This window comes from Mesorhizobium sp. LMG17149 (genome assembly GCF_024518695.1).
GTDB lineage: Bacteria > Pseudomonadota > Alphaproteobacteria > Rhizobiales > Rhizobiaceae > Mesorhizobium.
In genome coordinates this window covers 352,258-372,905 of record NZ_JANIFL010000007.1, presented here as the reverse complement: position 1 = coordinate 372,905, position 20,648 = coordinate 352,258, and the positions used below count along the sequence as shown (strand labels likewise).

Here is a 20,648-nt window from a genome sequence, read left to right as displayed (position 1 = left end):
GATGGACGAGAATTCTTCCGCCCGCCTGAAGCGCCGGCTGCTGGGCATCGTCTATCGCATTGGCCTGTTCCTGGCGATGCTGACGATCTGCCTGCCGGGCCTGTGGATCGTCCTCTCGTCGCTGCGGCCGGCGGTCGAGATCATGGCCAAGCCGCCGGTCTGGATCCCGCAGGAGATTTCGTTCGACGCCTATGTCGCCATGTTCAGCGGTATCGGCAAAGGCGGCATTCCAGTGATCGAATATTTCCGCAACTCGTTGATCATCTCGGTGACCTCGACGGTCATTGCGGTGGCCATCGGCATGGCCGGCGGCTATGCGTTCGCGCGCTACCGCTTCCGCGGCAAATCGAGCGTCTTCCTCGGGCTGATGCTGACGCGCACCGTGCCGGGCATTGCGCTCTCGCTGCCGCTGTTTTTCCTCTATGTGCGGCTTGGCATCATCGACACCCATTTCGGGCTTATCCTTGCCTATGTCGCGCTCAACGTGCCGTTCACGATCTGGCTGATCGACGGCTTCTTCCGTCAGGTGCCCAAGGACCTCGCGGAGGCCGCGCAGATCGATGGCTGCACGCGCTGGCAGGCGTTCTGGCAGGTCGAGTTCCCGCTTGCCGGGCCGGGCATCGCGTCGGCCGCGATCTTCGCCTTCCTGACCTGCTGGAATGAGTTCGCTCTGGCCTCGCAGCTGACCCGTTCGGTGAGCGCCAAGACGCTGCCGGTCGGGCTGCTCGATTACACGGCCGAGTTCACCATCGACTGGCGCGGCATGTGCGCGCTGGCCGTGGTGATGATCATCCCGGCGCTCACCCTCACCTACGTCGTCCAGAAACACCTTGTCGGCGGCCTGACCTCCGGCGCGGTGAAAGGCTGATACCATGGCAACCGTTACCCTCACCAAGCTGACCAAGCGCTACGGCACTGTCGGGATCGTGCACGGCATCGATCTCGATATCGCCGACCGCGAATTCATCGCGCTGGTCGGCCCGTCCGGCTGCGGCAAGTCGACGACGCTGCGGATGATCGCCGGGCTGGAAGAGATCAGCGCCGGCTCGATAGAGATTGGCGGGCGCATCGTCAACGATTTGCCGCCACGCTCGCGCAACATCTCGATGGTGTTCCAGTCGTACGCGCTCTATCCGCACATGACGGTGCGCGAAAATCTCGGCTTCTCTCTGAAGATCGCAGGTGCCGCCAAGGAAGACATGGAGCGCCGCGTCGCCGAGGCCTCGGCCATCCTCGGCCTCGACACGCTGCTGGATCGCCGCCCCTCACAACTGTCCGGCGGCCAGCGCCAGCGCGTCGCCATGGGCCGCGCCATCGTGCGCGATCCTGACGTCTTCCTGTTCGACGAGCCGCTTTCCAATCTCGATGCCAAATTGCGCACGCAGATGCGCACCGAGATCAAGAAGCTGCATGCCAAGGTGCAGTCGACGGTGATCTACGTCACCCACGACCAGGTCGAAGCGATGACGCTGGCCGATCGCATCGTCATCATGCGCGACGGCCATATCGAACAGGTCGGCACGCCCGACGAGGTCTTTCGGCGGCCGGCGACCCGCTTCGTTGCCGGCTTCATCGGCTCGCCGCCGATGAATTTGCACGAGGCCACGATCGACGACGGCCAGATGGTTTTCGCCAACGGCGAAAAGCTGCCGCTGCCCGCTCAGTTCAAGGCCAATGTCACGACCGGCGACAAGGTTGTGTTCGGGCTACGGCCGGACGACATCTATCCGACCGGCCATGGCATCAGTTCCGGTGGCGCGGCAGACGTCCACCAGATCGAACTGCCGATCACCGTGACCGAACCGCTCGGCAACGAGACGCTGGTGTTCGTCGAATTCAACGGTACGGACTGGGTGTCGCGCATGCTGAACCCGAGGCCACTGCGGCCGAGCGAGCGCGTCGCCATGAGCCTCGACATGTCGCAGGCGCATCTGTTTGCCACCGAGACCGGAAAGACATTGCGGAGCTGATCGGCATGACCAAAATTGAGAAAGTCGACCTTCGGATGGTGGACCTTGTGCCCAAGGTCAAACGCACCGACGCCATCCAGAGCTTCGTCAGCCAGGAAACGCCTATCGTCACCGTCACCGATTCCGACGGTGCGATCGGCACCGGCTACAGCTACACGATCGGCACCGGCGGCTCGTCGGTGATGCGGCTTTTGTCAGACCATCTGGTGCCGCGCCTGATCGGCCGCGACCCCGACATGATCGAGGCGATCTGGCACGATCTCGAATTCGCCACGCATGCCACCACGATTGGCGCGATCACCGCTATAGCGATCGCGGCGATCGACACGGCACTATGGGATCTGCGGGCCAAGAAACAGAACCTGCCGCTGTGGAAACTGGCCGGCGGTGCCAAGGATCGCTGCCCGCTCTACACGACCGAAGGCGGTTGGCTGCACATCGAGACGCAGGCGCTGGTTGACGATGCGCTAGCCGCCAAGGCGAAGGGCTTTCGCGGCTCGAAAGTGAAAATCGGCAGGCCGCACGGGTCGGAGGATCTTGCCCGCCTGTCGGCGGTGCGCAAGGCGGTCGGCGACGGCTATGAGATCATGACCGACGCCAATCAGGGTTTTTCGGTCGACGAGGCGATCCGGCGCGCCGCGAGGTTGCGCGAACTCGACCTCGCCTGGATCGAGGAGCCGCTGCCGGCCGACGATATTGACGGACATGTGCGGTTGTCGAACTCGACGCCGACGCCGATCGCGATCGGCGAGTCGCTCTATTCCATCCGCCATTTCCGCGAATACATGCAGAAAGGCGCCTGCTCGATCGTGCAGGTCGATGTCGGCCGCATCGGCGGCATCACGCCCTGGCTCAAGATCGCGCACGCGGCGGAGGCCTTCGACATTCCGGTCTGCCCGCATTTCCTGATGGAACTGCATGTCAGCCTGACCTGCGCTGTTCAGAACGGCCGATACGTCGAGTACATTCCGCAGCTCGACCAGTTGACCGGCAAGCGCCTGCGGATCGAGGATGGCCAGGCGCTGGCGCCCGACGAACCGGGTATCGGCATCGACTGGGACTGGGACGCGGTCAAGGCCATGAGCATCGCCGAATTCACCACGGCGATCACGAAATAGGAGACTGATATGCAGCGGATGGGGATGGTTCTGCGACTGAAGCCGGAAAAGGTCGATGAGTATGTCCGCCTCCATGCCGCCGTCTGGCCCGACGTGCTGGCCATGATCTCCGCCTGCAACATCAAGAATTATTCGATCTACCTGAAGCGGCCGGAGAACCTGCTGTTCAGCACTTTCGAATATCACGGCAGCGACTACGAAGCCGACATGGCGAAGATGGCGGCCGATCCGAAGACGCAGGAATGGTGGGCGGTCTGCATGCCATGCCAGGAGCCGCTGGCGACGCGCAAAGAGGGCGAGTGGTGGGCCGAGATGGACGAGGTCTTCCATCATGATTGAAGGCGGTTTCGACCCTGCCTTGCTCGTTCAATCCTGGCCAAAACCCTCAAAACCCCGGCCGATCGTCACTTTCGGCGCCGGATCGATCGTCGGCGACGCGCATTTCCCGGCCTACAGGAAGGCCGGCTTTCCAGTAGCCGGGCTTTATGATCCCGACCACGCCAGGGCTGAAAAGCTGGCCAGCCAATGGGGCGTGACGGCCTTTGGCTCGGTCGAAGAAGCTGCTGCCGTCGAGGGCGCGATCTTCGATCTTGCCACCCCGCCGTCGCGTCATGCCGGTGTGCTGAAGTCCTTGCCTGATGGCGCAGTGGCGCTGATCCAGAAGCCGATGGGCAGCAATCTTGCCGAGGCGACCGCGATCCTCGAGATCTGCCGTGCCCGGAAGCTGCACGCAGCGGTGAACTTCCAATTGCGCTTCGCGCCGATGATGCTGGCGCTCAAGGGTGCTATCGGCAAGGGCTGGCTCGGCGAGATCGTCGACTTCGACGCCTGGCTGGCGCTGGCGACACCATGGCAGCTTTGGGAATTCCTGCTCAAGGCGCCGCGCGTCGAGATCGCCATGCATTCGATCCACTATCTCGACCTGATCCGGCAATTGCTCGGCGACCCCAAGGGTGTGCACGCCAAGACGCTCGGCCATCCGAACCATGCCGTGGCGCAGACACGCACCAGCGCCATTCTCGACTATGGCGACACCGTGCGCTGCGCGCTGTCGATCAACCACGACTACAAGTTCGGCCGCCGGCACCAAGCCTGCGAGTTCCGCATCTGCGGCACAGAAGGTGCCGCCTATCTCAAGCTGGGTCTCAACCTCGATTATCCCACAGGTGAACCGGATGTGCTGGAGATTTACCCCAAGGGTGGAACGGACTGGGTCGCGGTGCCCTTGGCCGGCGAGTGGTTTCCAGACGCCTTCGTCGGCCGCATGGCCAATGTCCAGCGTTTTGCCACCGGAGAAGATGCTATGCTGATCAGTCCGGTCGAGGATGCCTGGAGCACGATGGCGCTGGTCGAGGCGGCGTATCAGTCGAGTGCGGCACCGGCGACGCCGATCGCGGAAAGACCCTGATGGAACAGATACAGTATTTCGAAGACTATGAGATTGGCGCGTCGCGCCTGACCAGCGGCCGCACCATCACCGAGACCGACTTCATCGTCCATGCCGGCCACACCGGCGATTTCTTCCCGCACCACATGGACGTCGAGTTCATGAAGACGACGCCATTCGGCCAGCGCATCGCGCACGGCACGCTGGTGTTCTCGGTCGGCATCGGGCTGACGGCAACCGTCATCAACCCTGTCGCCTTTTCCTACGGCTACGACCGGTTGCGCTTCATCAAGCCGGTGTTCATCGGCGACACGATCCGGACGCGCACCACAATTACGGCCAGGGAAGACGACCCGAAGAGGCCGGGGTCGGGACGGGTGATCGAACGCTGCGAGGTGATCAACCAGCGCGGCGAAGTGGTGCTGGCGGCCGACCACATCTACATCGTCGAACGCAGGCCGACGCAGGGCTGAGACTTGGGAAAGTCCTAGAGCATTTCATTATCGTACCCGCCAACCCTGAGTTCTTTTCAGGATACCTTTCGAAACAGCCAAGTGAATGATCCGCGCGAATGCGTTGGTGTAGAAGATCATCATGCCCATGGCAGCAGCAGGCGCGGTGTCGCCAGCGTCGTCCATGTTGAGCACTGCAACCGAGGCGAGCGCCGTGTGTGTTGTATAGATGAAGACCACCGCGGAAACCGTCGTCATGGCGTTGACGAAAAGATAGATCGAGATGTCAAGGATTGCCGGCAGACAGATCGGCACTGTCACCCGCGTGAACAGGCGATAGAAAGGCTGCTTCAGCGAGGCCGCGACCGGCTCGAACTCACGATCGATCTGCTTCAGCGCCGTCAGGGCCGTCAAATGACCGACCGTGTAAAAGTGCGTCACGGTGCAGACGACCAGGATCGCCATTGTGCCGTAGATCGCGTGCAGCGGATTGGCCGGATTGTTGAAGAAGAAAATATAGGCCAGGCCAAGCACAAGCCCCGGCACCGCCATCGGCAGCATGGCGAGGAAGTGGAAGGCTGCCCGTCCGGTCCTGAAGCCTTCGGTCTTTTCGACGATGTAAGCGCCGACGAAGACGATGACGGTTCCAAACACAGCGGTGAGCAACGAGAGCGTGATCGAGTTGTAGTAAGAAGCCCAGCCTCCGCCATCCATGCGACCGAACGCGAAATTCTTCAGGCTGAGACTGAGGTCGTAGGGCCAGAACTTGACCAGCGCGGCGTACTGGCAAATGCCGATGATGCCGGCGATGAACAACGCGACCAGGCTGCAATAAGCCAGACAGACCAGGTCGAAGCGGCGATTGGGTTTTGCCTCGTAAGGCACCGAGCGGGCCGACAGGAGCGAAACCTGCCTGCGCTGGACCAGGCGGTCGACGACGAAGGCGGCGATGGCCGGGATCAGCAAGATGACCGAGACCACCGCCCCCATCTCGAAATTCTGCTGACCAATCACTTGCTTGTAGATATCGACGGCGAGCACGTTGAACTGGCCGCCGATGACCTTCGGCAAGCCGAAATCGGTGATGACGAGCGTAAACACGACAAACGCCGCGGAGATCAAACCGTAGCGCGCGCCCGGAATGGTAACGACCCAGAACGTCCGCCACTTGCTGGCGCGCAGCGAAGCGGCGGCTTCATATTGGCGCTGGTCGGAGATCGCCAGTGCCGTCGAGATAATGATCAGAGCATGGGGAAAGGTGAAGAATATCGAGCCGACGACAATCCCCAACGGACCATAGATCGATATGCCGCCAAGCAGGCTTTTCAACAGGCCCTGGTTGCCGAACAGATAGATGAGGGCGATGCCGGGCAGTAGCGACGGCACCAGGATGGGAGCCATGGCGATGAGCCTGAATAGGCCCTTGAAGCGCATCTTGCTTCGGTTCAAAGCGTAGGCGAAGCCGAAGGCTATGCCGACCGTGATGATGGTGCTGATCAGCGCGATCAGGAAGGAGTTCTGGATCGAGCGGAACAGCGTTGGCGTCGAGAAGTAGGTTGTGTAGTTGTCCAACCCAAGCTCGCGCGCGGGCCTCAGCATAATGCGCCGAAAGGTGTTCGAATCGACTTCCTGCCATTCGGTGCCGCGGTGGAGTTGCGTGCCGATCAGGAAATAAGCGTCATCGGTCGTGCCGCGGACCTTGTATTTGACCGGGCTGCGGAAACTGAAATCCGGAAAGAAGCTGGTGGCCGGTAGCCGACCATCGGAACTGGTCGCAAGCTTTTCTGGCGGGACCGCGGCGAGTTTCTCGTTCAGAGCGGCGGCCGTCACTGGCTCGCCGAAATTGCCGAGCTTGTCGCTGACCTGGAATTCGAACGCGCCAAGATCGAAGCTGTAGGTCGAGAACGATTTCGACAGCATCACGTAGAGCGGGGCTGCCAGCGACAGGACCAGATAGAACGAGATGACGACCAGCAGGCCGCGCTTGATCAACTCGTCCTTGTCGAGCGACTGTCGGAGCGCCCGACCGGACGGCATCAGGATATCAGTTGCCGCCGCCATGGCGCTCTCCTTGCGGGAAGACAAGCAGTCGGTCGGCGGGCAGTTCCACCGTTAGCGCTCCGCCTTCGGCGAGGCCGAGACGCCGCGTGGCGTTGACCGAGAAATCGGCGATCAGAATCTCGTCTCCAAGCTCTCCGCCGCGCAGCCGGGTGCGCCAGAACGAACCCAGGAATTCCATTTCACCGACGGTCACTTCGATCAGGTTTTCCGAAGTCTTCACCACATCGGGTGCTCCAGGCGAGCGCGAACCCGGCCCGTGTGGAATCACGTCTTCCGGTCGAATGGCGGCGACGACTGCTTCGCCGTTCGCAAAGCTGTGCGGCGCGCATCTGAAAGCCTTCGTCCCGAAGCCTACCGAATCTGCTCCTACCGTCGCATCGAACTTGTTGGTCTCGCCGATGAAATCGGCGACGAACAGCGTCCTGGGATGGCGATAGATTTCAGTCGGGCTGCCGACCTGCTCGATGACGCCATGGTTCATGACTACAATGCGGTCGGCCAACGACAATGCTTCTTCCTGGTCGTGCGTAACCATGATCGTGGTGACGCCGAGCTTGCGCTGCAGCCCCTTGATCTCGTGGCGCAAGTGCACGCGCACCTTGGCGTCGAGCGCCGACAGCGGCTCGTCGAGCAGAAGCAGGCCGGGCGAGGTGGCGATGGCCCGGGCGAGCGCGATGCGCTGCTGCTGCCCGCCGGAAAGCTGCGCTGGGTATTTCTTCGCCTGATCGGGCAAGCCGACCAGCATGAGCAATTCCTTGACGCGGGCATCGATCTCGGCGCGCGGCCGTTTGGTGTTTTCCAGGCCAAAGGCGATGTTCCTTTCAATCGTCAGATTGGGAAACAGCGCGTAGGACTGAAACACGATGCCGTAGTCGCGTTTTGACGGCGGCAGCGTTGAGATATCCCTGCCCCCCTGGCGGACGACGCCTCTGGTCTGCAGGTCGAGGCCGGCGACGGCGCGCAGCAGCGTGGTCTTGCCGCAACCCGAAGGGCCGAGAAAGCAGATGAATTCGCCTTCGTTGATGTCGAGCGAGATGTCCTTCAGCGCATGGAACTCGCCGAAGGCCTTCCAGAGATGTTCGATCCGCAGGTAAGCCGTGTTGCCGGCAGCGGTCATGGGATGCACCTCGGCCAGCGTTGCCGATAGATCAGCGACGGGTTCGTGTCTCATTTTGACCATCCGGGAAGAGTTACGAGAAGGGCGCCGCTCTGACGGCGCCCTGTCGAAATGCTCTGCGTCTAGCTCTTGGGCTCAGACTTGGCGTCGTAGCGCTTCGTCCACTCGTCGAGAATGGCCTTGCGGTGGTTGGCCGCCCACTCGAAGTCATTGTCGATCATCTTGGACTCGATATCTGCGGGCAGGAATTCGACCGGCTTGGCGACATTCGGCATAGCCAGAACCGCATAACCTACATTGTACATCTCGTTGGCCTCCTTGCTGATCGACCAGTCGAGCAGCGTTTTGGCGGCTTCGAGATTTTTCGTTCCCGCAACGATCGCGGATGCCTCCATGTCCCAGCCGATGCCTTCGGACGGGATGACGATATCGAGGGGAGCGCCCTCCTTCTTCGATTTCGCGGCGCGGAACTCGAACGAGATGCCGATTACGGTTTCACCGGCGGCGGCCATTTTGCACGGCTTCGAACCAGAATGCGTGTAGGCATCAATATTCTGATGCAGGGCGTCCATATAGGCCCAACCATCCTTCTCGCCGAACAACTGCAGCCAGCTCGATACATCGAGGAAGCCGGTGCCGGACGAGGCCGGGTTCGGCATCACGATGTGACCCTTGTATTCCGGCTTGGTAAGATCTTTCCAGCTGGTCGGCTCGGCGAGGCCAAGCTTTTTGCCCTCCACGGTGTTGAAGCAGATCGAAGCCGCCCAGGCGTCCATGCCAACCCAGGCCGGTGGCGTGTCCTTGTCGACAAACTTCGGCTTGAGCAATTCGACGCCTTTTGGCGCGTAGGGCTCAAGCATGCCTTCGGTCTTCAGCACCAGAAGCGATGTAGCGGCAAGGCCCCAGACAACGTCGGCCTGCGGATTGTCCTTTTCGGCCAACAGCTTGGCGGTAACGACACCCGTGGAGTCGCGGACAAAGTTCAGTTTGATGTCGGGATGGCTCTTTGTGAAAGTCTCGGCGTAGCGGGCGAGATCTTCGGCTTCAATGGCGGTATAGACTGTCAGTTCGGAGGTTTCGGCAAAGGCGGCGGATGACATCAATGCCGCGGCGAAGGCCATTGCGATAGTTGCGTTGCGCGATTTCATGCTCAGTTCCCCTTTGATTGTTGGCACATTCTGCGATGCACTGTGACGATCGCGCCGGTGGACATTGCGGCCCTGTAGCGCTTGTGGATGTCGTCGTTGGGTCAACTCTGGGGATTGGTGATCGATAAGTAAAATCTATTTATTTTATGACAGGCAAACTTCTCCTGATAGTTGTCATGGAACTGTCGCATGCCTGTTGCGGCCGCGATTTCGCGCTTGCGAAAGCCCACGATTGGCAACGGTCAGCCGAACGAAACGCCCGTTGTCTGTGCCCGCAAACGCGGGTCGGACGAGCGGACAGTCACCACCAGATCGACCCCCCTCGCCCGCAAGCCCGCGTCGATTTCAGGGCATTCGAGCTCGCGGTCGGTGCGCACGGCCTTCATGGTCAGGCCGCCAGCACGGCGGTCTCGAGGATGTCGAGCGCACGATCGAGATCAGCTTTCGAAATGACCAGCGGCGGCGACAGCGTCAGCACATTGCCCTGGCTGACCTTGAAGCTCAGCCCCTGCCCCAGGCAAGCATAGAAGACGCGTTCGGCGAGATCGCGCGCCGGCTCGCGCGTATCGCGATCCTCGACGAGCTCGACGCCGACCATCAGTCCCCTGCCCCTGACGTCGCCGACATGGGGCGAGCGCGCCATCAGGTGCTGCATACGCTCCAGCATGTGCCGGCCAAGTTCGGCCGCGCGTTCGACCAATCCTTCCTTCAGGATGATGTCGATCGTCGTCAGTGCGGCGCGGGTCGTCACCGGGTTCTTCTCGTGGGTGTAGTGGCCGATCGCGAAGCCACCGGTGACGTCGAGGTCGCGGCGCGCGATGACGGCGGCGATCGGCAGGATGCCGCCGCCGAGCGACTTGCCGAGGACGACGATGTCGGGCGTCACATCATCATGCTCGTGGGCGAAGAATTTTCCCGTCTTGCCCAGCCCGGTCGGGATCTCGTCGAAGATCAGCAGCGTGCTGTGCCGGTCGCAGGCTTCGCGAACCCGCTTCCAGAAACCGGGCGGCGGCGGGTTGGGCGTCGCCCGCATCGGTTCTGCGACGACCGCCGCCACGTCCTGTTCGCGGCCGAGCACATAGGCGATCATGTTGGCGCAAGCGAGCCCCGAGGCTTCGAGGGAATCGTGGCCATAGGGACAGCGATAGCCGTCCCAGGGTGCGACGTGCTCGGTGCCGGTCATCATCGGGCCTGATATGTGCGAGCGGAAGGTCGCCTCGCCGCCGACGCTTGCAGCGCCGAAGCCGGCCCCGTGGAACGCATCCCAGAACGACACCGTCTTGAAGCGGCCGGTCGCGGCGCGGGCGATCTTCAGCGCGACCTCGATGGCATCCGAACCACCGGTGGTGAACAGCACCTTGCCGAGATCGCCGGGCGCCAATGCCGCCAGCTTCTCCGCCAGCTCGAGGGCGGGCTCGCAGGTAAAGCGGCGCGGCGCAAAGCAGAGCTCATCGAGCTGCTTTTTGATCGCCGTGACCAGCCTTGGATGGCCGTAGCCGAGGTGATGCACGCTGTTGCCGTGGAAATCCATGAAGCGGCGGCCAGCGGTGTCCTCGATCCAGATGCCTTGCGCCTTCGCGATGGTCGAAAGGCAGGGGCTGGACAGACTCTGGTGCATGAAGGCAGCCGCGTCGCGATCGAGCAAGCCGCGGATCCGCGGATCGTCCTGCCCGGCATCCCACCGGCCGCGAGCCGCTGTGGTGTTGGAATCGCCTTCGGTGTGCACAAGCTCTTTGATCGCGGCCATCATGGTCTCCGAAACGCGAATGAGGGAGCGGCGAACGCTCCCTCGGTTGTCTTATCCGTCAATGCCGCCCGGTCAGGACCAGGGCAGCGAAAATGTCTTCACATTGGTGTAGCTCTTCATCGCCTCGATGACGCCTTCCTTGTAGCCATTGCCCGAATCCTTGATGCCGCCGAAGGGCGACATCTCGATGCGGTAGCCCGGCACTTCCCAGATGTTGACGGTGCCGACCTGAAGGCCGGCGATGTATTTCTGCATGCGCGGAAAAGAGTTGGTGCAGACGCCCGACGACAGGCCGAAGGCGGTCGAGTTGGACAGTGCGATCAGCGCATCATCGTCGTCCGGCGCGCGAACGATCGGGATGATCGGGCCGAACGTCTCCTCCATCACCAATTCGGATGTGTGAGGAACGCGATCGACGACGATCGGCGGCAGCAACGCGCCCTGACGACCCGGATTGTAGAGGATTTCGGCGCCCTGCTCGGCGGCCATGTGGACGCGGGCTTCGAACAGCGCCGCCGCCTTCTCGTGCACGACGGTGCCAAGGTCGGTCGAGCGGTCCATCGGATCGCCGAAGCGGATTTTTTTCGCCCGCTCCAGCACCAGCGGCACGAAGCGGTCGGCGACGCTTTCCTGAACCAGGATGCGCTTGACCGCGGTGCAGCGCTGGCCGGAGTTCTTTGTCGCGCCGGCGACGGCCAGATCCGCGGCTCTGGCCAGATCCTCGTCGGAGAGATCGTTGAGGATGATTAGCGGGTCGTTGCCGCCGAGTTCCAGCACCTGGCGCTTGTAGCCGGCGGTGCGGGCGATCATCTTGCCGACCGGCACGCCGCCGGTGAAAGTGATCAGGTCGATATTGTCGTTGGTGATCATCTCGTTGCCGATGTCTGCGGGCCAGCCGGTCACCACCGACAGCATTTCGGGCGGCAGACCGGCTTCATAGAGAATGTCGGCCAGGAGAAGCGCCGTCATCGGCGTCAATTCGGTCGGCTTGACCACCACGCAATTGTTGGTGGCGATCGCCGGCGCCACCTTGTGCGAGACCATGTTGAGCGGGTGGTTGAACGGCGTGATCGCCGAGATCGCCTTCAACGGCTCGCGGGTGGTGAAGATCTTGCGCGCCTTGCCGTGCGGGGTGAGGTCGCAGGAGAAGATCTGGCCGTCATCCTGGATGCACATCTGCGCCGACAGCGTGAACACGTCATAGGCACGGCCGACCTCATAGAGCGAGTCCGTCTTGGAGATGCCGAGCTCGAGCGTGATGAGATCGGAGATTTCTTCGCGGCGCGACGCCAATGCCTCGGCGGCGCGGAACAGGATCTGCTGACGCTCGTAGCGCGTCAGCTTCGATTTGTAGCTGGCGGCGATCTCGAATGCTTTTCGCGCGTGCTCGGCACGCCCGGCCGGCACCGTGCCGATGACGGTGTCGTTCCAGGGGTAGCGCACCTCGACGACGCCGTCGGCATCAACTTTCTTGCCGGCAATGCGCATCGGCTCGTGGCGGACTGTGATGGCTGGGTCGAGCTTGGTCATGTGAGTTTTCCCGGTGCTCGGAGAGCACATTGATCTTTGTCGGCGAGGCCATCGCGTCTTTGCAATGGCTTCCCCCACTCCGTCGCCGCTTCGCGGCGCCACCTCTCCCCCCTCCGGAGGGAGAGGAAGGGAGCCAAGGCCGGCGAGCTCAGCGCCCTTCCTCTCCCCCGTCGATCGGGGGAGAGGTGGCCCGAAGGGTCGGAGTGGGGGTCGACCAGCGCCATCATGGACGGCGACACGCCCTCCCGGCGATCCAACTCACTCAGCCCGCCAGTGCCGCCGCCATTGTGGCGTAGTAAATGGCGTCGAAGTTTCTCAACACAGGTTCATCAGGCAATTCCGGCAGCACACGATTGACGATGAACGGCACCTCCTGCTCGGTCAGCCCACCATGCGACCGTAGCGGTTCGTTCAGAGCCGCCAGGTCATGGCGATGTTCTGAGGTGCCGATCGTCTTGTTCTCGGTCGAGATCAGCACGATGTCGCCGATGCGATCTGCCGGCAGCTCAAAGCGCTCGCACGCCGTCGGGCTGTCGACGACCAGCATGATGCCGTCGATCTTCGCCAGCCGGGCCATGATGCCGGCCTGATCTGCGCCATCAGGCAGATAGGCGGTGGCAAACGAGCCGAGCGCGCCGTGATGCACGACATAGGGGTCGGTGATCGGCAGGATGACGCGTGCGGCGTCCTTGCCCAGCCACTCGTCGAGAAGGTCCTGGACATAGACGACGTCGGGCGAACCGTCCGCCTTGTGCTTGGGCTTCATGCCATGGTCGGCGGTGACGACGATCGCCGCGCCCAGTGCATCAAGCTCGGTCAGGTATTTGTCGAACATCTCGTAGAAGGCGTTGGCCTGTGGCACGCCCGGCGCATATTTGTGCTGCACATAGTCTGTGGTCGTCAGGTACATGATGTCGGGGCGGAACTCCTTCAGCAGCTGGACGCCGGCGGCGAAGACGAATTCCGACAGTTCGGCCGAATAGACCTCCGGCACCGGCAGCCCAAAATGCTTCGAGGCATTGTCGATGCCGTGCTCGGCCCTGGTGGTGGTGTCAGATTTTTCCGCCGAAAAGCACAGCGCGCGGCCTTCATCGAAGGCAAGGCCCTTGCCAAGCAAGGCACGCAGCTTGTCCTTGGCGGTGACCACGGCGACCTTGGCGCCGGCATCGTAGAAGGCCTGGAAAATGGTCGGCGCGCGCAGGAAGCGCGGGTCATTCATCATCACTTCCTTGCCGGTCTCGCGCTCATAGAGATAGTTGCCGCAGATGCCGTGCACCGACGGTGGCCTTCCTGTGGCGATCGACAGATTGTTGGGGTTGGTAAAGCTCGGAATGACCGAGTGCGCAAAACGCACCGTGCCCTTCTGCTTGATCCTGACCAGCGCCGGCATCAGCCCGGCCTCGATCGCCTCGTCGAGATAGGCCGGCTCGCAGCCGTCAAGGCAGATGGCGATGGCCGGCACACGCGGCCAGGCGTAGGTGCGGCCGTTGACCGCGACGTTGATGGGAGACATCTGGTTCATCTGATATCCTCGAAATCGGCCGCTTCAGGCGGCGAGTTTGGCGCGCTCGGCGAGTGCCGCGGCGGGTGGAGCGGCGGTGTCGACGCCCATTTCATGCAGTGAAAAAGCCGCCGCCTCGACGACGCGGCGCATGACATGTTCGTCCATCTGGCCGATGCAGCCGACGCGGAAGCTATCGACGGCGGTCAGCTTGCCCGGATAGATGATGAAGCCCTTGTCCTTCATCAGATCGTAGAAGCGGTCGAAGGCGAAACTGGCATGGGCCGGGTTGAAGAAGGTGACGATGATCGGCGACAGCCAGCGATCCCCGAGCAGTGTCTCGAAACCGAGGTCGCGCATGCCGGCCACCATGACGTCGCGGTTCCTCGTATAGCGAGCGCCACGGCCGGCGACGCCGCCTTCGGCCTCGTGCTGGCGCAGTGCTTCAAGGAAGGCAGCGACGACGTGCGTCGGCGGCGTGTAGCGCCACTGGCCGGTCTTGTTGAGGTGCGCCCACTGGGCGTGGACGTCGAGCGACAGCGAATGGCTCCTGCCTTTGGCAGCCTCCAGCTCGCTCTTGCGGGCGATGATGAAGCCGAAGCCCGGAACGCCCTCGATGCACTTGTTGGCGGACGAGACCATCGCCTCATAGCGGATATCGTTGATGTCGAGCGCTACGGCGCCGAACGCGCTCATGGAATCGACCAGCAGCTTGCGACCCTTGGCGTGGACGGCTTGCGCAATCTCGGCGACCGGATTGAGGATGCCGGAGCTGGTCTCGCAATGGATGGCGATGACATGGGTGATATCAGGGTCGGCCGCGAGGGCCGCCGCCACCTCGTCGCCGCGCGGCGGCAGATAGTCGCCCTTGTCGATCAGCGTGTAGGCGCGGCCGAGATACTGCATGGTCTGCGCGGCGCGCAGGCCGTAGGCGCCGTTGGCCAGCACCAGAACCTTGCCATCTCTGGGCACAAACGAACCCAGCATCGCTTCAACGCAGAAGGAACCGCTGCCTTGCATCGGCACGCAGTCGAACTCATCGTTCCTGTCCCCGGTCAGCGCCAGCAGGCGGCGACGCATATCCGATGTCATGGCGCGGAAGTCGCCGTCCCACGATCCCCAGTCGCGCAACATCGCCTCCTTGACCGAATAGGCCGTGGTAAGCGGCCCTGGGGTCAGAAGATACGGCTCGCCCAGCGCCGGACTGGCCAGCGGCTCCGCGGCAAATTTCGTCTCGGCGAGCATGTTGTCCTCCGCTCGATCTGCGTTCGATGTGGCCTTATTCTTGGCCTGAATGATCTATTTGTAAAATCGTCATTTTGTATCGATGTATCGATTCTAACGATGGTAAGGATTGCCACTCGCCAGCGGAGAATGTCGCCCGTCAGGCCAGCGCCGGAGCCATCGCTTCCGCGGCCCCAGCGCCTTTCGCCAACCGGCTTTCGAGCAGATCACCGCTCTGCGTCAGCAACGGATAGGCGACAGAAGCCATCAGCGAGTTGATCTCCTTCAGCGCCCGCACCGCCTCCAGGTGGATGTCGCTGGTGTCGATGCTCTGCGGCATTCCCGATTGCAGCCGCTTGAGGTGACGGTCGTGGCTCCTGCGTTCCAGTCTGCGCATCCGCTCCTTCTCGACGACGAGTTGCCGCGCCGATTCGAGATCGCTCGACACCAGCACGTTGAGCGCAAGCTGCATGTTGGCCATGACACGGTTGTGAAGCCCGGCTAGTTCGCTCCAGCCGTCGCGGGAAAAGCGCAGGTTCTTGTCACGCAGCTCCTGGGTGAGCACGAGCAGGTTCTTGGCGACGATATCGCCGGCGCGTTCGAGATTGATGGCGAAGTCGGTGAGCTCGATGCCGCGCTGCGCCTCGGCCGCGCTCATGCTGCCGCGATTGACTTCGGCAATGTAGAGCTTGATCTCGGTGTGGGCGCGGTTGACCTCCTCATCGAGTTTTTGGGCTTGGCGTATCTGGTCGGCGGTGCCGACGTCGAAGAAATCCATCACCGGGCGCAGCATCACCTCGACGACTTCGCCCACGCGCAGCAACTCGCGGGTCGCACTGGCCAGAGCGAGACCGGGTGTGCGCATGACGGTGCGGTCGAGCGCGCTGGTGCGGCGTGACATCAGGTCCCCAGCCTCCCCTGCCTTTGCCGCTGGCCTGTCGGGGATCAGCAAGGTGGCGAGCTTTTCCATCGTGCCGGTGAACGGCAAGCAGCCGATGACGAGTACCAGATTGAAGGCAAGGTGCAGGTTGACCAGTTGGCGGCCTTCGGTTACGCCGAACAGATGCGCCGGGAAGGTCACGGCCTGAAGCGCAAACAAGGCGGCGAGCGCCGTCGTGCCGCGAAAGATCAGATTGCCAAGCGGGACACGGCGCGCCTCGACGGCATCGCCGCGTGTCAGCCACACCGCAATCAGCGCACCACCGCAATTGGCGCCGAGGATGAAGAACAGGCCGACCTCGACCGGCAAGACGCCTTGCGCGGCAAGCGTGACGAACAGCAGGATCGCCGCTACGCTGGAGTGGATCAGCCATGTGAACAGGGCAGCAGCGGCGAAGGCGGTGAAATAGTCCGCGCGCAGGTAGGAGATCACCAGTGGCAGCAAGGTGCTCTGCCGCATGGGTGCGGTCGCCTCGCCGATCATATGCAGCGACAACAGAACGAAGGCGACGCCCATCAGGATGCGTCCGCCCTGCTTGATGCCGCGCGCCTCGAACTTCAGGGCCATGGCGCCGCCGACCAGGATCAGCGCCGGCACCAGCCAGCTCAGATCGAACGACAGCACCTGGACGACCAGAGCGGAACCGAGGTCGGCGCCCAGCAGGATCGCCAGCCCCGCCGACACCGAAACCATGCCGCTGACGGCAAACCCGGCCGCCAGGATGGCGACTGCGGTCGAGCTTTGCAGCAGCACGGCAAGCACGGTGCCGACGCCCGCCGACCTGATCCGCGCACCCCGCGCCTGTCTCAGCGCATCGCGCAAGGCAGGGCCGCAGGCGCGCTCGACGCCGGTCCGCACCATGCGCACGGCCCAGAGCAGCAGCATGACGGCACCCGCCAAGTGCAGCAAGATGATGGAAAATTGCATGGCGACCTCCCGGCCAACGGCCGGCAGAGACGTCGACCCACACTCAGGCTGATGGCTGCCCAAACATAAGTCAAATCGTTCATTTCTATCTTTTCATAATCTGTACTTATGATAGGATGTTGGCGATTTCAGAAATGTCGGAGGCACGTAAGATGCGCTACGTCCAATTGCGGGCCTTTCACCAGGTGGCCATCTCCGGTGGCTTTTCACGCGCTGCCGAAGCGCTCTTCCTGACCCAGCCGGCGATCTCGGACCAGGTGCGCAAGCTCGAGGAAGAGTATGATGTGCTGTTGTTCAACCGCAACAAGAAGCAGGTCACGCTGACCCATTCGGGCCAAAAGCTGCTCGAGATAACCCACCGCATGTTCGATACCGAGCAACAGGCGCTGGAGTTGCTGACGGAGTCGCGCGCGCTGCGTTCCGGCACGCTACGCATCGTCGCCGATGCCGCACATCATCTGCTTCACATTCTCGGCAGCTTCCGGGCCCGCTACCCCGGCGTGCAGGTTTCGGTGCGCGCCGGCAACACCGAGACGGTGATCAGCAGCCTCTACAGCTACGATGCCGACATCGGCGTGCTGGGCGAGGTGCCGACAGGGCGCGATTTCGAGGTGCTGAAACTCAACTCGACGCCGATCATCGCGTTTGCATCCGTCGACCACCCGCTGGCCGCGAAAAAGTCGCTCACCCTCAAGCAACTCGCGCAGGAATCGCTGGTCATGCGCGAGCGCGGTTCGAAGACGCGTCAGAAACTCGAAGATCTCGCAGCCGCCTCGAAAATCGAACTCAGGCCGGCGATCGAAGCCGAGGGCCGCGAAGCGGTCCGCGAGATCGTCGCATCGGGCGCCGGCATCGGCTTTGTCTCGGCGGCCGAATTCGGCCAGGATTCGCGGCTGGTGCCGATCACCATCGATGCTCCCGAGACCCTGATGGACGAAGCGCTGATCTGCCTGCGTGAACGCAGCGGCGGCAAACTGGTGCGGGCGTTCCTGGATATGGCAAGGTCCATGTCGGCGGATTAGGCGGCAGCGCGAACCTCCACCACATCAGCCTTCACCCGCTCCGACTTCGGATCGTAGGGGCTGCGCAGATGTGCTGTCGCGGCATGGCGAACGCCGGCAAGGTCGATCTCGAAACGACCACCGGTGAGAAACGCAGCATCGACACCCGCCTCGTTCTCGATCAGCCCGAGCGCCACCGAGCGGCCAAGCGTGTGGCCGTAGGCGGCCGAACGGACTTCGCCGACCGGCTTGCCGTCGCGCAGGATCAGTTCGCCGCCCCACAGCATCGGCTCGGCATCATCGAGCGTGCACAGCACGACGCGTCTTGCCGGTGCTGATGGCTTCGTCTCAACCAGCGCGTCGCGGCCGATAAAGTCACCTGGCTTGTCCATCGCGACGGCGAAGCCAAGCCCAGCCTGCCAGGGATTGATATCTGGCGTCAGCTCACGACCCCAGGCGCGAAAACCCTTTTCGATACGCAAGGCGTCGAGCGCGTAGTAACCGGCATCGATCAGGCCAAACTCGCTGCCAGCCTCATGCAGTGCCTCATAGACGCCGACGGCGAATTCGGTCGGCACGATCAGTTCCCAGCCCAGTTCGCCGACATAGGTCATGCGGTTGGCATAGGCGGTGGCATAGCCGATATCGATATCGCGGATGGTGGCGAAGGGAAAGCCGGCGTTGGAGAGATCGGCCGAGGAGAGTTTGCCCAGCAGATCGCGCGAGCGCGGCCCCATCAATGCCAGTACCGCGTAGGACGAGGTGACATCGGTCAAGATTGCATGCGCGTTGGACGGGATGTTTTTGACGATCCAGTCGGCATCGTGGATGGCTTGCGCCGAACCGGTGACGATAAGGAATTTCTCCACGCCAAGCCGCATCACGGTGAGATCGCTTTCATAGCCGCCACGTGCATTGAGCACGCCCGTATAAACAGACATACCGACCGGTACGTCGATATTTCCGGCGCAGATCCAGTTGAGCGCGGCGCAGGCATCGTGGCCTTGCACGAGGAGCTTGGCGAAAGAGGTCTGGTCGAAGACGGCGACGGCTTCGCGTGTCGCCTTCATCTCGCGCTTGACCGCCTCGTGCCAGTTCTGACGGCCGAAGGCATAGTCGTTCTCGGCCCTCTCTCCCGGTGCGGCAAACCAGTTGGCGCGCTCCCAGCCCATCTTGGAGCCGAAGCAGGCGCCCCTGGCGGCAAGCCGGTCGTAGAGTGGCGAGCGGCGGAACGGCCTTGCGGTGTCCAGTTCGCGATTCGGCCACGGCATGGCGTAGTGCAGGCCGAGCGTCTCCTTGACACGGTCGTGCAGCCAGCGCGGATTGTTGTTGAAGGAGGCGAAACGCCTGATATCGACCGGCCATAGATCCATGGTCGGCGCGCTGTTGACGATCCATTCGGCCAGCGCCCTGCCCGCGCCGCCGGCGCTGGCGATGCCCATCGAATTGAAGCCGGCGCCGACATAGAAATTCTTCAGCTCCGGCGCCTCGCCAAGGAGAAAATTGTTGTCCGGCGTGAAGCTCTCGGGACCGTTGTAGAATTTCTTGACCTCGGCCTCCGCCAATTGCGGTACGCGGACCAGCGCGTTTTCCATCAGGATCTCGAACTGATCCCAATCGTCCGGCAACAGCGCGAACTCGAAATTTTCGGGAATGCCATTCATGCCCCACGGCTTGGCGTGCGGCTCAAAGCCGCCCATGACCAGGCCGCCGACCTCTTCCTTGAAGTAGATAAAACCGTCGGGGTCGCGCATCACGGGCAGGTCCGGATGCACGCCCTCGATCCTGCCGGTAACGATGTACATGTGCTCGGCCGAATGCAGCGGCACCGAGACACCGCACATCAGCCCGACCTTGCGCGCCCACTGGCCGGCGCAATTGACGACGATCTCGGCGGCAATGTTGCCGCGATCCGTCTCGACACCGCAGGCGACACCATTCCTCTGGCTGATACCAGTGACCTTGACCCGCTCGATAATTTTCGCGCCGCGATTGCGCGCACCCTTGGCGAGCGATTGCGTGAGATCGGTCGGATTGGCCTTGCCGTCGCCCGGCAGCCAGACGGCGCCGACCAGATCGTCGGTCGCCATGACCGGCCATAGATCCGCCGCCTCCTTCGGCGAAATCACGTCGATGTCGACGCCCTGGGCGCGTGCCGATGCGGCCGTGCGCTTCAGCACCGTCATGCGGTCGGCGGTCCGCGCCACCGACAGTGAGCCACAATTCTTCCAGCCGGTGGCAAGCCCGGTCTCGGCTTCCAGCTCGCCATACAGCTGCGTGGAGTATTTGATCAGGCTGGTCATGTTGGAGTGACTGCGCAACTGGCCGACAAGCCCGGCGGCGTGCCAGGTGGTGCCACCGCTGAGTTGCCCCTGCTCGAGCAGCACGACATCGGTCCAGCCGAGCTTCGTCAGATGATATGCGACCGAGCAGCCGATGATGCCGCCGCCGACAATGACGACGCGCGCCTGGGTGGGGAATTGGTTTGTCATGGGAGATCCTGCCGTTTTGACACGAGCCGGATC

17 protein-coding genes are annotated in these 20,648 nt (G+C 62.6%); 7 read left to right on the top strand and 10 right to left on the bottom strand.

What is annotated here, in order from left to right:
- The first annotated feature begins 1 nt into the window (after position 1).
- Genes NP945_RS19035 through NP945_RS19010 form a run of 6 tightly spaced genes read left to right on the top strand, consistent with a single transcriptional unit; the run spans position 2 to position 4,948 of the window.
- On the top strand, positions 2–868 hold the full coding sequence (locus NP945_RS19035) for a carbohydrate ABC transporter permease (protein WP_127267476.1): 867 nt from the start codon (positions 2–4) through the stop codon (positions 866–868).
- 4 nt (positions 869–872) lie between these two features.
- Positions 873–1,970 carry an ABC transporter ATP-binding protein gene (locus NP945_RS19030; RefSeq protein WP_127811136.1) on the top strand — a complete coding sequence of 366 codons (1,098 nt, stop codon included), beginning with the start codon at positions 873–875 and terminating at the stop codon, positions 1,968–1,970.
- A gap of 5 nt (positions 1,971–1,975) precedes the next feature.
- A complete protein-coding gene (locus NP945_RS19025; protein ID WP_256747215.1) occupies positions 1,976–3,088 on the top strand; it encodes a mandelate racemase/muconate lactonizing enzyme family protein in 1,113 nt (370 codons plus the stop codon).
- Positions 3,089–3,097: 9 nt separating this feature from the next.
- Positions 3,098–3,427 carry an L-rhamnose mutarotase gene (locus NP945_RS19020; RefSeq protein WP_127269444.1) on the top strand — a complete coding sequence of 110 codons (330 nt, stop codon included), beginning with the start codon at positions 3,098–3,100 and terminating at the stop codon, positions 3,425–3,427.
- The gene (locus NP945_RS19015) at positions 3,423–4,496 is read left to right on the top strand and encodes a Gfo/Idh/MocA family protein (RefSeq protein ID WP_256747289.1); all 1,074 of its coding nucleotides are present in this window, start codon (positions 3,423–3,425) and stop codon (positions 4,494–4,496) included. The genes NP945_RS19020 and NP945_RS19015 overlap by 5 nt, the downstream gene beginning before the upstream one ends.
- Positions 4,493–4,948 carry a MaoC/PaaZ C-terminal domain-containing protein gene (locus NP945_RS19010; protein ID WP_256747288.1) on the top strand — a complete coding sequence of 152 codons (456 nt, stop codon included), beginning with the start codon at positions 4,493–4,495 and terminating at the stop codon, positions 4,946–4,948. The genes NP945_RS19015 and NP945_RS19010 overlap by 4 nt, the downstream gene beginning before the upstream one ends.
- 27 nt (positions 4,949–4,975) lie before the next feature.
- On the opposite strand, the gene NP945_RS19005 is transcribed toward NP945_RS19010, so the two are convergent.
- The 9 genes from NP945_RS19005 to NP945_RS18965 form a co-directional block, all read right to left on the bottom strand.
- Positions 4,976–6,988, bottom strand: a complete 2,013-nt coding sequence (locus tag NP945_RS19005) for a putative 2-aminoethylphosphonate ABC transporter permease subunit (RefSeq protein WP_127320015.1) — start codon at positions 6,986–6,988, stop codon at positions 4,976–4,978.
- The gene (locus tag NP945_RS19000) at positions 6,972–8,105 is read right to left on the bottom strand and encodes a putative 2-aminoethylphosphonate ABC transporter ATP-binding protein (RefSeq protein ID WP_127270136.1); all 1,134 of its coding nucleotides are present in this window, start codon (positions 8,103–8,105) and stop codon (positions 6,972–6,974) included. The genes NP945_RS19005 and NP945_RS19000 overlap by 17 nt, the downstream gene beginning before the upstream one ends.
- Before the next feature lie 122 nt (positions 8,106–8,227).
- A complete protein-coding gene (locus NP945_RS18995; protein WP_127266991.1) occupies positions 8,228–9,253 on the bottom strand; it encodes a putative 2-aminoethylphosphonate ABC transporter substrate-binding protein in 1,026 nt (341 codons plus the stop codon).
- A 242-nt stretch (positions 9,254–9,495) separates the two neighbouring features.
- Positions 9,496–9,639: a hypothetical protein gene (locus NP945_RS18990; RefSeq protein ID WP_256747214.1), complete on the bottom strand. Its 144-nt coding sequence runs from the start codon at positions 9,637–9,639 to the stop codon at positions 9,496–9,498.
- 2 nt (positions 9,640–9,641) lie between these two features.
- Entirely contained in the window at positions 9,642–11,000 is a 1,359-nt protein-coding gene (locus NP945_RS18985) for an aspartate aminotransferase family protein (RefSeq protein ID WP_256747213.1), read from the bottom strand.
- A gap of 72 nt (positions 11,001–11,072) precedes the next feature.
- Positions 11,073–12,530, bottom strand: coding sequence for a phosphonoacetaldehyde dehydrogenase (phnY, locus tag NP945_RS18980; protein WP_127811141.1), 1,458 nt, complete (start codon positions 12,528–12,530; stop codon positions 11,073–11,075).
- A 262-nt stretch (positions 12,531–12,792) separates the two neighbouring features.
- On the bottom strand, positions 12,793–14,052 hold the full coding sequence (phnA, locus tag NP945_RS18975) for a phosphonoacetate hydrolase (RefSeq protein WP_256747212.1): 1,260 nt from the start codon (positions 14,050–14,052) through the stop codon (positions 12,793–12,795).
- Positions 14,053–14,076: 24 nt separating this feature from the next.
- Positions 14,077–15,276, bottom strand: coding sequence for a 2-aminoethylphosphonate--pyruvate transaminase (locus NP945_RS18970; protein ID WP_256747211.1), 1,200 nt, complete (start codon positions 15,274–15,276; stop codon positions 14,077–14,079).
- Between the two features lie 139 nt (positions 15,277–15,415).
- Positions 15,416–17,122, bottom strand: a complete 1,707-nt coding sequence (locus NP945_RS18965) for a Na/Pi cotransporter family protein (RefSeq protein WP_256747210.1) — start codon at positions 17,120–17,122, stop codon at positions 15,416–15,418.
- 152 nt (positions 17,123–17,274) lie between these two features.
- Here NP945_RS18965 and NP945_RS18960 point away from each other — a divergent pair, with 152 nt between their 5' ends.
- A complete protein-coding gene (locus NP945_RS18960; protein ID WP_128308101.1) occupies positions 17,275–18,144 on the top strand; it encodes a LysR substrate-binding domain-containing protein in 870 nt (289 codons plus the stop codon).
- On the opposite strand, the gene NP945_RS18955 is transcribed toward NP945_RS18960, so the two are convergent.
- Complete coding sequence (locus NP945_RS18955) at positions 18,141–20,615, bottom strand: FAD-dependent oxidoreductase (RefSeq protein WP_256747209.1); 2,475 nt, start codon at positions 20,613–20,615, stop codon at positions 18,141–18,143. The genes NP945_RS18960 and NP945_RS18955 overlap by 4 nt on opposite strands.
- Positions 20,616–20,648: the final 33 nt, after the last annotated feature.

Coding starts and splice junctions, on each gene's coding strand:
- NP945_RS19035 (WP_127267476.1), top strand. CDS start 2: ATGGACGAGAATTCTTCCGCCCGCCTGAAGCGCCGGCTGCTGGGCATC.
- NP945_RS19030 (WP_127811136.1), top strand. CDS start 873: ATGGCAACCGTTACCCTCACCAAGCTGACCAAGCGCTACGGCACTGTC.
- NP945_RS19025 (WP_256747215.1), top strand. CDS start 1,976: ATGACCAAAATTGAGAAAGTCGACCTTCGGATGGTGGACCTTGTGCCC.
- NP945_RS19020 (WP_127269444.1), top strand. CDS start 3,098: ATGCAGCGGATGGGGATGGTTCTGCGACTGAAGCCGGAAAAGGTCGAT.
- NP945_RS19005 (WP_127320015.1), bottom strand. CDS start 6,988: ATGGCGGCGGCAACTGATATCCTGATGCCGTCCGGTCGGGCGCTCCGA.
- NP945_RS19000 (WP_127270136.1), bottom strand. CDS start 8,105: ATGACCGCTGCCGGCAACACGGCTTACCTGCGGATCGAACATCTCTGG.
- NP945_RS18995 (WP_127266991.1), bottom strand. CDS start 9,253: ATGAAATCGCGCAACGCAACTATCGCAATGGCCTTCGCCGCGGCATTG.
- NP945_RS18990 (WP_256747214.1), bottom strand. CDS start 9,639: ATGAAGGCCGTGCGCACCGACCGCGAGCTCGAATGCCCTGAAATCGAC.
- NP945_RS18985 (WP_256747213.1), bottom strand. CDS start 11,000: ATGGCCGCGATCAAAGAGCTTGTGCACACCGAAGGCGATTCCAACACC.
- phnY (WP_127811141.1), bottom strand. CDS start 12,530: ATGACCAAGCTCGACCCAGCCATCACAGTCCGCCACGAGCCGATGCGC.
- phnA (WP_256747212.1), bottom strand. CDS start 14,052: ATGAACCAGATGTCTCCCATCAACGTCGCGGTCAACGGCCGCACCTAC.
- NP945_RS18970 (WP_256747211.1), bottom strand. CDS start 15,276: ATGCTCGCCGAGACGAAATTTGCCGCGGAGCCGCTGGCCAGTCCGGCG.
- NP945_RS18965 (WP_256747210.1), bottom strand. CDS start 17,122: ATGCAATTTTCCATCATCTTGCTGCACTTGGCGGGTGCCGTCATGCTG.
- NP945_RS18960 (WP_128308101.1), top strand. CDS start 17,275: ATGCGCTACGTCCAATTGCGGGCCTTTCACCAGGTGGCCATCTCCGGT.
- NP945_RS18955 (WP_256747209.1), bottom strand. CDS start 20,615: ATGACAAACCAATTCCCCACCCAGGCGCGCGTCGTCATTGTCGGCGGC.